A 14,236-nucleotide genomic window follows, 5' to 3' on the forward strand; every position below is an offset into this window, starting at 1 on the left:
ATGTTCCTATTTTGTGCTCATAACGGTTTTGAGAACAAGAGCAGAACATGAGCATGATTGCCGCCCGTTCGCGGGTGTGAAATAAGGGATCATAAGAAATGGCAACGGCGGATATCTTCGACATGAAACGTGACGGTGACAAACAAAAGGCGCTCGACAGCGCATTGGCGCAAATCGAACGACAGTTTGGTAAAGGGTCGATCATGAAACTCGGAGCCGACAATCCGGTTGCCGAGATTGCCTCGACCTCGACCGGGTCACTGGGTCTGGACATCGCCCTTGGGATTGGCGGCCTGCCGAAGGGTCGTATTGTAGAGATTTATGGACCCGAAAGCTCAGGTAAGACGACTTTGACACTGCATTGCGTTGCGGAAGAACAAAAGAAGGGCGGCGTGTGCGCGTTTGTTGACGCCGAACACGCGCTGGATCCGCAATATGCAAAGAAACTTGGCGTTGATCTGGATGAACTTTTGATAAGCCAACCAGATACTGGTGAACAAGCGTTGGAGATCGTGGACACATTGGTGCGTTCGGGCGCGGTTAATATGGTCGTGGTCGACTCGGTCGCGGCACTGACCCCGCGGTCGGAGCTAGAAGGCGACATGGGCGATAGCAGCGTTGGCGTCCAAGCCCGCTTGATGAGCCAAGCCATGCGAAAACTGACCGGATCAATCTCCCGTTCAAAATGTACCGTGGTCTTCATCAACCAGATCCGCATGAAAATCGGCGTCATGTTTGGCAGCCCGGAAACCACGTCGGGCGGCAATGCGCTCAAATTCTACAGCTCGGTGCGTCTGGATATCCGCCGTATTGGTGCGATCAAGGACCGCGACGAGGTGGTTGGCAATGCCACGCGCGTGAAGGTCGTAAAGAACAAGGTCGCCCCACCGTTCAAACAGGTTGAGTTTGACATCATGTATGGCGAAGGAATTTCGAAAATGGGCGAGCTTCTCGATCTGGGCGTTAAGGCTGGTGTGGTCGAGAAATCGGGCGCCTGGTTCAGCTATGGTGACGAACGTATCGGGCAAGGGCGTGAGAACGCAAAAACCTATCTGCGTGAAAACAACCGCACCGCGCTTGAGATCGAAGACAAGATCCGTGCCGCCCACGGATTGGATTTCGACATGCCAGAGAGTGAAAAGGTTGTGGATAAAGATGTCGATGATGACGGGTTGCTCGAGGCCTGATCCCATCCACACAACACGACGAAGGCCGGGCATTCCCCGGCCTTTTCTTTTTGCGTGAGCAGCCTGTGGACAGGGCGCGCTGGCAAAGGTAAACGGATGTGAACGCCCTTTCAGAGACTAGATAACATGGCCAGCCTAAACGATATTCGATCCACCTTCCTGCAGTATTTCAAGGATAACGGGCACACGGTCGTGGACAGCTCGCCACTGGTGCCGCGCAACGATCCGACATTGATGTTTGTCAATTCCGGCATGGTGCAGTTCAAAAACCTGTTCACCGGGATCGAGACGCGTGATTATACCCGTGCCACCACGGCGCAGAAATGTGTCCGGGCAGGTGGCAAGCATAACGATCTGGACAATGTGGGCTATACGGCCCGCCACCATACGTTTTTCGAAATGCTTGGGAATTTCAGTTTCGGCGATTATTTCAAAGACGACGCGATCCCGTTTGCCTGGAACCTGATCACTAAGGAATTCGGCGTTGATCCAAAGCGCCTGCTGACCACGATCTATCACACCGATGACGAGGCATTTGAGATCTGGAAAAAGGTTGGCGTGCCCGAAGACCGGATCATCCGCATCGATACGGCGGACAATTTCTGGCAAATGGGGCCAACCGGCCCCTGCGGGCCGTGTACGGAGATTTTCTACGACCACGGCGACCATATCTGGGGCGGTCCTCCGGGGTCGGCTGAGGAGGATGGAGACCGGTTCATCGAGATTTGGAATGTGGTGTTCATGCAGAACGAGCAGTTCGATGACGGCTCGATGAAGGCGCTGGACATGCAGTCGATTGACACCGGCATGGGGCTGGAGCGCATCGGTGCGTTGCTGCAGGGAAGCCACGACAATTATGACACCGACCTGTTCAAAGCGCTGATTGAAGCATCGGCCCATGCGACCAATGTCGACCCTTATGGCGATCAAAACGTGCATCACCGCGTGATCGCGGACCATTTGCGTTCGACCTCTTTCCTGATGGCGGATGGTGTGATGCCGTCCAATGAGGGACGTGGCTATGTGCTGCGCCGGATCATGCGCCGCGCGATGCGCCATGCCCACCTATTGGGCGCGCAAGACCCGGTCATGCACCGCTTGGTGCCCGAGCTTGTCGCCCAGATGGGGCAGGCTTATCCCGAATTGGGCCGCGCACAATCGATGATTGAAGAGACACTGCTGAACGAAGAAACCCGCTTCAAGAAAACGCTCGACCGTGGCCTGAAGCTGTTGGATGACGAACTGTCGGAACTGCCTGAAGGCACCGAACTGCCCGGTGAAACCGCGTTCAAACTCTATGATACCTATGGGTTCCCGCTGGATCTGACACAGGATGCGCTGCGCGAAAAAGGGCGCGGCGTGGACACCGCCGGGTTCGACACGGCGATGGAAGAGCAAAAGACCCGCGCGCGCGCCGCCTGGTCAGGATCGGGTGAGGCGGCGGATGCCACCATCTGGTTTGATCTCGCAGAACAGCACGGCGTCACCGAATTTCTTGGCTATGACACGGAACATGCCGAAGGGCAGGTTTTGGCGATCGTTGCGGGCGGGGCCTTGGCAGACAGTGCCAAAGCGGGAGAAGAGGTTCAGATCGTTGTGAACCAGACACCTTTCTATGCCGAGGCTGGCGGGCAGGTGGGCGACACTGGACTGATCCGGACCGATACCGGCTCCGCGCACATCACCGAGACCAAAAAGGTTGCAGATGTGTTTATTCACTTCGCAACTGTCGACGAGGGCAAGATTGCCAAGGGGCAGGGTGCTGAACTGGCCGTTGATCACCTGCGCCGCACTGCCATCCGTGCCAACCATTCGGCGACGCATTTGCTGCATGAAGCGCTGCGCAACGAGCTGGGCGACCACGTCGCGCAGCGCGGGTCCCTGAACGCGCCCGACCGTTTGCGGTTCGATTTCAGCCATAACAAAGCCGTGTCGCCGCAAGAGCTTGGCAATATCGCCCGCGAGGTGAACACATATGTCCGGCAGAACACGACGGTCGAGACCCGGATCATGACGCCTGATGATGCGCGCGACATGGGTGCTCAGGCGCTGTTTGGCGAAAAGTATGGCGACGAAGTGCGTGTCGTTTCCATGGGTCATGCGGCGACAGGAAAAGGGACGGATGGGGCGACCTACTCGATCGAACTTTGTGGTGGCACGCATGTGAAGCAAACCGGCGATATCGGCGTGTGTGTCATCCTGTCCGAAGGGGCCAGCTCGGCAGGTGTGCGCCGCATTGAGGCGCTGACGGGTAAGGCTGCAGTTGCACATATCGAAGACGAAGCCGCGCGCGCGACCCAGTTGCAGGGCATGTTGAAGGCCAAGCCGGAAGAGGTCGTCGACCGGGTGAAATCGATGCTGGACGAACGCAAGGTCTTGAACAACGAGATTTCAAACCTCAAACGCGAGCTTGCCAAAGCGGCGGGCACCGGGGCCGAAGCTAAAGAGATCAATGGAATGAAGTTCCTTGCGATGACCATTTCTGGCGTGGCAGGCAAAGACTTGCAGACGCTTGTGAATGAACAGAAAGACAGCCTTGGATCTGGTGCGGTTCTTATCATCTCGGACAATGACGGCAAGGTGGCCGTTGCCGCTGGTGTTTCGGCAGATTTGACTGCCCGTATTTCTGCGGTTGACCTTGTAAAGGCCGCGGTTCCCGAACTGGGTGGCAAGGGTGGCGGCGGTCGTCCTGAACTGGCGCAGGGCGGGGGGCAGGATTTTTCCGGCGCCGAAGCCGCGATCGCAGCTGCCGAAGCGACCATCGCAAACTGACAGCCGCCATTGCAAATCTTGAAAGGCCGCGTATCGTCTGCTGACTAACGCGGCCTTTTTCATTCAGGAGATACACCATGCCCGCCCTTTGGATTGCCCATGTGACCGTTACGGATGAAGAAGCCTATGGCAAATACGCTGCCCTTGCGGGACCAGCGATTGCCAAGCATGGCGGCCATTTCATCGCGCGCGCCGGGCGTTATGTGCAGCTTGAAGGCAAGGACCGCCCGCGCAATGTGGTCGCGAAGTTCCCCAGCGTGGAAGCGGCGGAAGGGTGCTATAACTCACCTGAATACCAGGAAGCCCTCAGTCACGCGCGAGGCGCGTCTGAGCGTGAGTTGCTTGTGGTCGAAACGACCGAGTAACCAGTCCTAAATGTAAAAAGCCCCGGCATTGCGCCGGGGCTTTTTAGTTTTATGGTCAGTCACTTACTGATCAGATGACCGCGCCTGGCGTTTGCGCTCATGCGGGTCCAGGAAGCGTTTGCGCAGGCGGATGTTGTTCGGTGTCACCTCGACCAGTTCATCATTGTCGATATAGGCGATGGCCTCTTCCAACGACATGGTGATCGGGGTGGTCAATCGAACGGCTTCATCGGTGCCCGAAGCCCGTACGTTGGTCAGCTTCTTGCCTTTCAACGGGTTCACTTCAAGATCGTTCTCGCGCGAATGCTCGCCGATGATCATGCCCTGATACACGTCTTCCTGTGCGCCGATAAACATGCGGCCGCGATCTTCGAGGTTCCACAGCGCATAGGCCACGGATACTCCGTTTTCCATCGAGATCAGAACACCTGCGCGACGGCCCGGGATGTTGCCTTTATGCGGCGCCCAGTCGTGGAAGACACGGTTCAGGACACCGGTGCCGCGCGTATCCGTCAGAAACTCGCCGTGATAGCCGATCAGGCCGCGCGACGGTACATGGGCGATGATCCGGGTTTTGCCCGCACCTGCAGGCTTCATCTCGGTCATTTCGCCTTTGCGCGTACCGGTAATTTTTTCAATCACGGCGCCGGAATACTCGTCATCCACATCGATGGTGACTTCTTCGATTGGCTCGACCGTCTGGCCATCGACCTCGCGCATGATCACCTGTGGGCGCGAGATTGACAGTTCGAACCCTTCGCGACGCATGTTTTCGATCAACACGCCCATCTGCAATTCGCCACGGCCCGAGACTTCGAACGCTTCACCGCCCGGCGTGTCCGCAATTTTGATTGCAACGTTGCTTTCGGCCTCTTTCATCAGGCGTTCGCGAATGACCCGCGACTGCACCTTCTTGCCGTCACGGCCCGCCAAGGGGCTGTCATTGATCCCGAAGGTCACGGTGATGGTGGGCGGGTCGATGGGCTGAGCGTCCAGCGGCGTGTCGACGGCCAGGGCGCAGATCGTGTCTGCCACCGTGGCTTTCGACATGCCCGCAAGCGAGACGATGTCGCCTGCGACAGCTTCTTCGATATCTTGTTGGGACAGGCCGCGGAAGGCTTGGATGCGGGTGACGCGGAACTGTTCGATCTTCTGGCCGATGCGCGACAGGGCTTGCACAGTGGCACCCACTTTAAGCCGTCCGGTTTCAACACGACCGGTGAGCAGACGACCGACAAACGGGTCCGCGCCCAGCGTGGTGGCCAGCATCGAAAAATCTTCGTTCTGATGCGCAATCTGCTTTGGCTTCGGCACGTGGTTCACGATCAGGTTGAACAGCGCGTGCAGGTCCTTGCGGGGGCCATCCAGTTCAGCATCCGCCCAGCCATTGCGGCCCGAAGCATACATATGCGGGAAGTCCAACTGGTCATCATCAGCGCCAAGGTTGGCAAACAGGTCGAAACATTCGTCCAGTGCGCGGTCGGGCTCGGCGTCGGGCTTGTCCACCTTGTTCAAGACAACGATCGGACGCAGCCCCAAAGCCAAGGCTTTCGAGGTCACGAATTTGGTCTGTGGCATTGGCCCTTCTGCTGCATCGACAAGCAAGACAACGCCATCAACCATCGACAGGATCCGCTCAACCTCGCCACCGAAATCTGCGTGGCCGGGGGTATCAACGATGTTGATCCGAGTGCCTTTATATTCCACCGAGGTGGGCTTGGCGAAAATCGTGATACCGCGTTCACGTTCCAGATCGTTGGAATCCATGGCGCGTTCAGCCACAGCCTGGTTTTCCCGGAACGCGCCGGATTGTTTCAAAAGCTCGTCAACAAGAGTTGTCTTGCCGTGGTCAACGTGTGCGATGATCGCGATATTGCGCAGGTCCATAGGGCCACCTTAAGGGGAGAACGTGTTTAACGTGTTAGAAGTTAGGGGGGCGCATAGCCCGGTTGCGGGGCGAAAGCCACCCCCAAATGCCCTTGGACTGGGAAATCGACTGAATTGCGCCGGTGTTCAGTGTTGGGTGGCTGTGGAAAACAGGTGGATCACCAATATCCCGCCAAGGATCATGGCAAGGCCAAGGATTGCCGGCCAGTCCAGCCGTTGCCCGAACATGATGAACCCGATTACAGCAATCAAGACTATCCCCAGCCCCGACCAGATCGCATAAGCGATGCCCACCGGCATGAACTTCAACGCCCAGCCAAGCAGAAAAAAGCTGATCCCATAAGCGACAATAACCGTCAGCGATGGGCCAAGACGTGTGAACTGTTGGCTGGCTTGCAAAGCGGTGGTGCCGACGGTTTCGGCAATCACTGCCAAGATCAGGACGAGATATGGCATCTTATCACCCGCGTTAGTTACCTAAGGCTGACCCGAGTGCTCAGAACGGTCAAGCATTTAAAGCGGAAGTTGCGTTGTTTCCTTGATCTCTTCCATGACGAAGCTGGCGGACACGTCACTCAGCTCGACCTGTGAAATCAGCCGCTGATACAAACGGTCGTAATCCGCCATATCAGCCACACGGGCATGGATCAGGTAATCCAGATCGCCTGTCATTCGATAAGCGCCGAGGATCTCGGGCATGAGCCGGGTTGCCGTGGCAAACTTCCCTAGCCAATCGGCGACATGATGCGAGGTGCGGATTTGGATAAATACCGACAACCCAAGCCCCAGTTTTTCTGCATCAAGCAGCGCGACGCGCTTTTTAATGACGCCCCGATCTTCCAGCGCCCGGATACGTCGCCAGCAGGCATTGCGCGACAAGTTGACCAACGCGCCAATCTCTTCAAGGCTCTGATCAGCATTGCGTTGCAGTTCGCTCAGGATTTTCCGATCTAATGTGTCAATTACCACCATGGTGCACATATATCGTAAAAAAATCCCAAAGAATATCCCCTGAGTGATAAGTTTGGGAAGAAATTTGAAGTGAACTGCGGTTCTATTAGGAAACGCGACAGGAGATGAACATGATCAGCAAAGTCTTTTTTGAACACCCGCAATCAGTTGACGAAACCTATTTGGAACATGCCCGATTTGCCGCGGGTTTTTCATTCTGGCTGTTTGTGGCCGCAGGGGCCGCGTTGGTTCACGCCCTGATCCCCGCCGCCTGCGAGAAAACCGCAAGCCGCATCACAGCGCGCCTTTACGCCAAGACCCATAATCGCGGACAATAGGGTCGCTTATGTGCCGTTGGGCCGCTTATCTTGGTGCGCCGATCTTTGTTGAAGAGGTCGTCGTTCACCCAGCGCATTCCCTAATTCACCAAAGTCAGGGCGCCGAAGAGGCAAAGACCGCGATCAACGCTGATGGGTTCGGGTTGGCTTGGTATGATCACCTGCCAAAACCGGGGCTGTACCGTGATGTTTTGCCAGCCTGGTCTGATCCAAACTTGCGCGCGATTGCCGAGCAGGTGCGATCAAGGCTTTTCCTGGCGCATGTCAGGGCATCGACAGGGTCCGCCACAAGCCGCAACAACTGCCATCCGTTTACCCATGGGTGCTGGAGTTTCATGCACAATGGTCAAGTTGGTGGGTTCGAGCGGTTTCGCAAACATGCCGATATGCTTATTCCTGATTCGCATTATTCGGTGCGGCGCGGGGCGACCGACAGCGAAGTTCTGTTTCTTCTGATGCACGCTGAGATCGAGCGAGGGACCGAGCCTGTCGCCGCGCTGGCCCATGCCACCGGTGCTCTCGTCGATCTGTCCCGTGTCCATGGGGCCGCGCCGCATCTTCGGCTGTCAGCCGCGTTCAGCAACGGTAAAACACTCTGGGCCGCGCGCTATGCCACTGACAAGCATGCGCCCTCGGTCTATTATCGCTGGTCGGAAAGTCGTCAGGGATGGGCGGTGGTGTCTGAACCGCTGGAGCAAACCGAAGGCGACTGGACCGAGCTTGCACCCGGCCATGTCGCGCAATTTCATGGGGCCGAGGTTGAACTTCAACTTTTCGCGCCAACGGTGTGATAGCGCCGATTAGGCGTTTTGGTCCCAGTCGGGTTTGCGCTTTTCAATGAAGGCCTGAATACCTTCTTCGGTGTCACGCAGCATCATGTTTTCGACCATGGCTGCCCCCGCGAAAGCATAGGCGTCTTCAAGGGGCATGTCGGCCTGATCATAGAACCCCGCTTTGCCGATCTTGACCGCCGCACCAAGTTTCGATGCCACGGTTCGTGCCAGCTCATCGGTTGTCGCGCGAAGGTCTTCATGTGGCACAACGCGGTTGACCAAACCGATGTCGCGGGCGCGGGAGGCGTCGATGAATTCGCCGGTGGTCAGCATCTCGAACGCGATTTTGCGGGGCACGTTGCGGGTCAGCGCCACCATAGGGGTCGAGCAGAACAGCCCGATATTCACGCCGTTTACGCCAAATCGTGTGCCTTCCGCGGCAACCGCCATGTCGCAGGTCGCGAGCAGCTGGCAACCAGCGGCAGTTGCGATCCCGTGGGCTTCGGCAATCACCGGTTGGGGCAGGCGGGGGATCATGCACATCACCTCGGCGCAGCGATCAAACAGGTCTTTGAAATAGGCAGCCCCACCAGCCGCAGCCTGACGGCCGGCGGTCATTTCTTTCAGGTCGTGACCCGCGCAGAACACCTTGCCCGCGCCCGCGATCACGATGGCACGGATCGAGCTGTCCTGAGCCAACGCCGAGAACTCGGCCTTCAAGGCGGCCAGCATCGCGTCCGACAGCGCGTTCAGCGCGCCGGGGTTGTTCAGGGTCAAGCGCGCAACTGACGCAGCGTCCTCGCGGATCAATAGTGGGTCTGCCATCTTGTCCTCCAATGGGTTTCCGGCACACGATAGGCGGGAAATTCACGGGGGGAAACCATGCAGTTGAAAATGTCGCGCGATGAACTTCAAAGCTTCATGGAGGCTGAGTTTCCACAGGTCGCCCCGGATTTCGAGATTGCGGATGTCGCACCGCTCCAGGTTACCGTGCGCACCCGAATTGGCGACAAGCATCTGCGGCCGGGCGGCACAGTCTCGGGCCCGACGATGTTTGCGCTTGCGGATGTGTCAATCTATCTGGCAATCCTTGCTATGATCGGGCCAAAGGCGCTGGCTGTCACCACCAACTGCTCGATCGATTTTATGCGTAAACCCGCCGCAAACACCGATCTCGTTGCCCATGCGCGCCTGCACAAGCTGGGCCGTGTGCTGGCGGTGGGTGATGTGCTGATCCACTCCGAGGGAAATGACGCGCCCGTCGCCCGCGCCAGTTTGACCTATTCCATCCCGCCAGAACGGGATTAAGGTCAATTGGCAGGGGCGTACCTAACCCAGAACCCATGACACGAGGGGCAGATGTCCGACCAAATGACCGACACGCCAGATCCGATCACACCGCCGGCCGAAACCAGTCGACTGGCCCATTTTCCGGTGACCTTCTTTGCCATTGTGATGGGGCTTATGGGGCTGTCCCTTGCGCTGCATGCCGGCGCTCCGGCTTATGAGTGGCTCTTACATGCGTCATCGCTTGTCTTGCTGATCGGCGCGGCGGTGTTGTTGGTGGTTTCTGCGTTCTATGTGGCGAAGGCGCTGCGCTACCCTGCGATGGTGGTCGAGGAATGGCATCACCCGGTGAAGCTTGCGTTTTTTCCAACATTCACCGTGTCGTTGCTGTTGTTAGCGACGGCGATCCATACCTATAGCGCTCCACTTGCCGAATGGATTTGGCTGGTCGGCGTCGTGGGGCAGGGTGTTCTGACCGTTGCTGTTATTACAGGCTGGATCAGCCACCGCAGTTTTCAAGTGGGTCACCTGACCCCTGCATGGTTCATCCCCGCCGTGGGCAACGTCATCGTGCCCATTCTTGGCGCTCGGCTTGGGTATATCGAGACGTCGTGGTTGTTGTTTTCCGGCGGCATCATCTTCTGGATTGTCCTGCTGACATTGGTGATGAATCGCCTGATCTTTCATGACCCGATCGTCGCGCGTCTGTTTCCAACAATGGTGATCCTGATCGCCCCGCCTGCAGTCGCGTTTCTGGCCTATGTCAGCATGACAGGAGAAATTGATGGTTTCGCCCGCATTTTGTTGAATGCCGGTTATATCTTTGCCGTGCTGGTGGTTGCGCAGGTGCCAAAGCTGGCCAAGCTGCCCTTTGCACTCAGCTGGTGGGCGTTGAGCTTTCCGCCTGCCGCCTTGTCCATCGCCTCCTTCCGCTTCTCACAGCTTGATGGGTCGCGCGGCCATCAAACCATTGGCGTGTTGATCCTGATTTTGCTGGTCGTGGTGGTTGCCGGATTGGTTTTCCGCACCGGTCAGGCGATTGCGCGGGGCGAAATCTGCCAGCCGGAATAGGGTAGTTGGCGGCGGATATAGGTGATACATCGGATGGGGTAAAATAATACCATAATTTTAACCCATTGATAAGACGGGATATTTAGCGTTTTTCTGTGCTTGACGGCAGAGCAAAAACCTCTAAAACCAGCCCATCCGAAACCCAATCAGGGCTGAATTGATGAAAACCTTCTCTGCAAAGCCTGCAGATATCGATAAAAAGTGGATCCTGATCGACGCCGAAGGCGTTGTTCTGGGCCGTCTTGCGTCGATCATCGCAGTGCGTCTTCGTGGCAAACACAAAGCCACTTTCACACCGCATATGGACATGGGTGACAATGTCATCGTGATCAATGCGGACAAAGTACAAATGACCGGCAAGAAGCGCACTGACAAAGTGCACTACTGGCACACCGGTTACCCGGGCGGCATCAAGTCGCGCACCGCAGGTCAGATCCTTGAGGGTGACCACCCCGAGCGTCTGCTGACCAAAGCCGTACAGCGTATGCTGCCGGGCGGTCCGCTGAGCCGTCAGCAGATGACCAATCTGCGCGTCTATCCTGGCGCCGAGCACCCCCACGAGGCGCAAAGCCCCGAAGTGCTGGACGTCAAATCCATGAACTCCAAGAACACACGTGAGGGCTGATCATGGCTGAAGAGATCAAAACACTCGAAGACCTGAACGAGGTTGCTGAAGGCACCGAAGCTGTGGTCGAGATTTCAGCACCCCGCGAGCCCGTCCGTGACGAGCTGGGTCGCTCCTATGCTACCGGCAAACGTAAGGACGCGGTCGCCCGTGTCTGGATCAAACCGGGGTCCGGCAAGGTTACCGTGAACGGCAAAGAAATGGGCGTCTATTTTGCACGTCCCGTTCTGCAGCTGATCGTCCGCCAGCCCGAGCAAATCGCCGGCGTTGAAGGCGAGTTTGACGTGGTTGCCACCGTCAAAGGCGGCGGCCTGTCCGGTCAAGCTGGTGCTGTGAAGCACGGGATTTCGAAAGCTCTGCAGCTTTACGAACCCAGCTTGCGTGGTGCCCTGAAAGCCGCTGGCTTCCTGACCCGCGACAGCCGCGTCGTGGAACGTAAGAAATACGGTAAAGCCAAAGCCCGTAAGAGCTTCCAGTTCTCGAAGCGTTAATCCGCAGGCTTGCAGTCTTAAAATTGAAACAAGCGCTTACCGTTGTGAGCGCTTGTTTTTTTTATGCATAGGGCGTCACGTCTTTGGATTCAATTGGAACTGGGAACGTTGTTGGACCTGCTCCCACGTACTCTCATTTACCAACAACGATTTTTTCCGCGATTTGCCGCATCTGGCGACACAATCATAGGTAAATTTTGGGTAGAAAAAAGTTCTCTGTTTGATAGTTTGCGTGCTGTTAACATTTAGTTGAGTTGAACTGAGAACTCAGTCGCGTTTTTGAATTTTGATGTTATGTGCAAGGCGAATTGACCACACCCGCCAAGGTTTCAAGGTTTTCTTGTCGTTGTTGGTGTGAAGCGGAAGGCGCTGAGTAAAATTGTAAAGGTGGTTTTAGATGACTTATGGGTCTCTGTTTACGTTGTCAGGTTATTTGGCAAACGGGTACTGGATTCAGACGGGGTTTGCCCCAACCAAATGGAATTTGTCACCTTATGGCCAAGATATTAAGTTTGGGTCGCTTTCTTATTCTTTGGGTGCAAGCTGGTTCGACTCGAACGGAATATCAGAAGGTCGAAAAGAGCTTGTGCATGATGCGTTTAAGTATCTTTCAAATGCGACCGGGATCGAATTCACCGAGTCCTCCTCGTTCTACAATGCTGATATAGCTTTTGGTGACAAATACGCCGGGGCCTATAGCGGATCAGTGGACGACAACGGCAATGGCTTCATTGACTACGCATATGTCAACATTGCGAACTCATGGGCAAGTGGGTCTGTCAAACCTAACGATTATGCTTTTCAAACCATCTTACATGAGATTGGTCATGCTCTTGGCCTAGGGCACCAGAGCAACTACGACGGTTCAGCCTATTTTCCGCGAGATGCCGATTTCGCGAATGATAGCTGGCAAAACAGTATCATGTCCTATTTCTCACAAACGGAAAACCGGAACATCAACGCGGACTTTGCTTACCTACAGACATACATGGCAGCAGATTTGCTGGCGCTTGATCGCATGTATGGGCCCCAATCCTTCGGTGGGCCTGGTGGCAAGACTTTCGGGACGTCCAGCGCCTTCACCGACGATACCACCTATGGCTTCAACACGACCATTGCAGCGCATGTTGATCCGGTGCTCAGCAGAATGTGGCAGTACAGCGATACAAATGCCTATACCATTGCCGATGGCGGAGGTCGCGATACGCTCGATTTTTCCGGTTGGAGCGCCAACCAGGTTATCGATCTTACCATTTCTTCTGCCGCTAGAGGGAAACCGACCCTATCAGATATAGGCGGATTGAAAGGCAACCTGGCTCTTGCCGTGGGCACAGTGATCGAAAACGCAGTTGGCGGATTCGGCAATGACAAGATCATCGGCAACCAGGCATTCAATAGACTGAGAGGCGGTGATGGAAACGACCTGATTTACAGTAAATCCGGTTCAGATTTGGTGTATGGCGAAGATGGCAATGATAAGCTTTATGCCGCTTCCGGCGACGACCTGTATGATGGTGGCGTTGGTTCGGATTGGATCATGTTTACAGGCGTCAGCCGGGTCTATGTGGATTTGGATCACGTCGGTTCGCAAAACACAGGATACGGTTCCGACACCCTAGTGGGCATCGAGCACGTTTACGGCGGCCAGGCGAGTGACAGGATTTTCGGATCGAGCGAGAACAACGTCATCTTAGGCAACAATGGTCACGACTTACTCTCTGGTGACGCTGGCAAGGACCAGCTTTTCGGCGGTAATCATAATGATATGCTTGTCGGGGGCGATGACAATGACAGGCTTTTTGGCCAGAATCACCATGACAAGCTTTTTGGTGGGGCCGGTGGGGATAACATACAGGGCGGGCACGGCGCTGATATTCTTGATGGGGGCGAAGGCCGAGATTACCTTTACGCGGGTGTAGACATTCACAAGGATGTGTTTGTTTTTCGAGACATCAACGAGAGCGCCGTGGGTGCAGGTCGCGATCGTGTGTTTCAGTTTGACAGCGGCGAAGATGATTTTCATTTCCGCCAGATCGACGCGAACACAAACGTAGACGGCAACCAAAACTTCTCATTCTCTTTGAACGGTGCCCGAGCACACTCGGTCTGGGTTCTGGACACTGGTAATGTTTCCTACGTCAGGGCGGACGTCGATGGCGACGCTGTTGCGGATTTCGATATTGAGGTCGCCGGCGTAGACGCACTGCATTGGTATGATTTCATTATTTGAGGATGACATTCTAGAACCGGCTTTCACATCTGTTATGTGATTGGTTACTAAGCAAATGGCGGCTTCGACCCCGCGCCATGAAAACCCAGGCTCTTTTCGTGTTGCGAGCGTTGGGGTGATGGCCTATATCCCGGCCTGACCACGTGTCACTGGCACCCGTAGCTCAGCTGGATAGAGCGCTGCCCTCCGAAGGCAGAGGCCAGAGGTTCGAATCCTCTCGGGTGCGCCATTTTCAACATTGACAAAGACTTTGGTCGCG

Annotated in this window: 14 protein-coding genes and 1 tRNA gene; 11 read left to right on the forward strand and 4 right to left on the reverse strand. The window is 56.0% G+C overall.

From position 1 onward, the window contains the following. Positions 1-98 precede the first annotated feature (98 nt). The 3 genes from recA (at position 99) to K3556_RS07690 (ending at position 4,324) form a co-directional block, all read left to right on the forward strand. Positions 99-1,187: a recombinase RecA gene (gene recA, locus K3556_RS07680; protein WP_312847289.1), complete on the forward strand. Its 1,089-nt coding sequence runs from the start codon at positions 99-101 to the stop codon at positions 1,185-1,187. Positions 1,188-1,313: 126 nt separating this feature from the next. Further along, positions 1,314-3,959, forward strand: coding sequence for an alanine--tRNA ligase (gene alaS, locus K3556_RS07685; protein ID WP_260519127.1), 2,646 nt, complete (start codon positions 1,314-1,316; stop codon positions 3,957-3,959). Positions 3,960-4,036: 77 nt separating this feature from the next. After that, the gene (locus K3556_RS07690; protein ID WP_260519128.1) at positions 4,037-4,324 is read left to right on the forward strand and encodes a DUF1330 domain-containing protein; all 288 of its coding nucleotides are present in this window, start codon (positions 4,037-4,039) and stop codon (positions 4,322-4,324) included. A gap of 63 nt (positions 4,325-4,387) precedes the next feature. Here K3556_RS07690 and typA read toward each other — a convergent pair whose 3' ends face one another. From typA to K3556_RS07705, 3 genes are all read right to left on the reverse strand, one after another. Beyond that, positions 4,388-6,211, reverse strand: coding sequence for a translational GTPase TypA (gene typA / locus K3556_RS07695; RefSeq protein ID WP_260519129.1), 1,824 nt, complete (start codon positions 6,209-6,211; stop codon positions 4,388-4,390). Between the two features lie 126 nt (positions 6,212-6,337). Then, positions 6,338-6,667, reverse strand: a complete 330-nt coding sequence (locus K3556_RS07700; protein WP_260519130.1) for a multidrug efflux SMR transporter — start codon at positions 6,665-6,667, stop codon at positions 6,338-6,340. A 57-nt stretch (positions 6,668-6,724) separates the two neighbouring features. Beyond that, positions 6,725-7,183, reverse strand: a complete 459-nt coding sequence (locus tag K3556_RS07705; RefSeq protein WP_260519131.1) for an Lrp/AsnC family transcriptional regulator — start codon at positions 7,181-7,183, stop codon at positions 6,725-6,727. A 110-nt stretch (positions 7,184-7,293) separates the two neighbouring features. Between K3556_RS07705 and K3556_RS07710 the strand changes: the two genes are divergently transcribed. Next, positions 7,294-7,500 carry a DUF6356 family protein gene (locus tag K3556_RS07710; RefSeq protein WP_260519132.1) on the forward strand — a complete coding sequence of 69 codons (207 nt, stop codon included), beginning with the start codon at positions 7,294-7,296 and terminating at the stop codon, positions 7,498-7,500. Positions 7,501-7,508: 8 nt separating this feature from the next. Beyond that, entirely contained in the window at positions 7,509-8,291 is a 783-nt protein-coding gene (locus tag K3556_RS07715) for a class II glutamine amidotransferase (protein ID WP_260519133.1), read from the forward strand. 9 nt (positions 8,292-8,300) lie between these two features. On the opposite strand, the gene K3556_RS07720 is transcribed toward K3556_RS07715, so the two are convergent. Then, positions 8,301-9,098, reverse strand: a complete 798-nt coding sequence (locus tag K3556_RS07720) for an enoyl-CoA hydratase (RefSeq protein WP_260519134.1) — start codon at positions 9,096-9,098, stop codon at positions 8,301-8,303. Between the two features lie 57 nt (positions 9,099-9,155). Here K3556_RS07720 and K3556_RS07725 point away from each other — a divergent pair, with 57 nt between their 5' ends. The 6 genes from K3556_RS07725 to K3556_RS07750 all read left to right on the forward strand — a co-directional run bounded on the left by K3556_RS07725 (position 9,156) and on the right by K3556_RS07750 (position 14,206). Then, on the forward strand, positions 9,156-9,581 hold the full coding sequence (locus tag K3556_RS07725; protein WP_260519135.1) for a PaaI family thioesterase: 426 nt from the start codon (positions 9,156-9,158) through the stop codon (positions 9,579-9,581). A gap of 51 nt (positions 9,582-9,632) precedes the next feature. Continuing rightward, positions 9,633-10,631, forward strand: coding sequence for an SLAC1 anion channel family protein (locus K3556_RS07730; protein WP_260519136.1), 999 nt, complete (start codon positions 9,633-9,635; stop codon positions 10,629-10,631). Positions 10,632-10,791: 160 nt separating this feature from the next. Then, a complete protein-coding gene (rplM, locus tag K3556_RS07735; RefSeq protein WP_260519137.1) occupies positions 10,792-11,256 on the forward strand; it encodes a 50S ribosomal protein L13 in 465 nt (154 codons plus the stop codon). Between the two features lie 2 nt (positions 11,257-11,258). After that, positions 11,259-11,747, forward strand: a complete 489-nt coding sequence (gene rpsI / locus K3556_RS07740; RefSeq protein ID WP_260519138.1) for a 30S ribosomal protein S9 — start codon at positions 11,259-11,261, stop codon at positions 11,745-11,747. A 397-nt stretch (positions 11,748-12,144) separates the two neighbouring features. Further along, on the forward strand, positions 12,145-13,977 hold the full coding sequence (locus K3556_RS07745) for a M10 family metallopeptidase (RefSeq protein ID WP_260519139.1): 1,833 nt from the start codon (positions 12,145-12,147) through the stop codon (positions 13,975-13,977). A 152-nt stretch (positions 13,978-14,129) separates the two neighbouring features. After that, positions 14,130-14,206: transfer RNA gene (locus tag K3556_RS07750), tRNA-Arg, on the forward strand. The last annotated feature ends 30 nt before the right edge of the window (positions 14,207-14,236 follow it).

The sequence above is a fragment of the Aliiroseovarius sp. M344 genome (assembly GCF_025140835.1).
In the GTDB taxonomy this organism is placed as follows: domain Bacteria; phylum Pseudomonadota; class Alphaproteobacteria; order Rhodobacterales; family Rhodobacteraceae; genus Aliiroseovarius.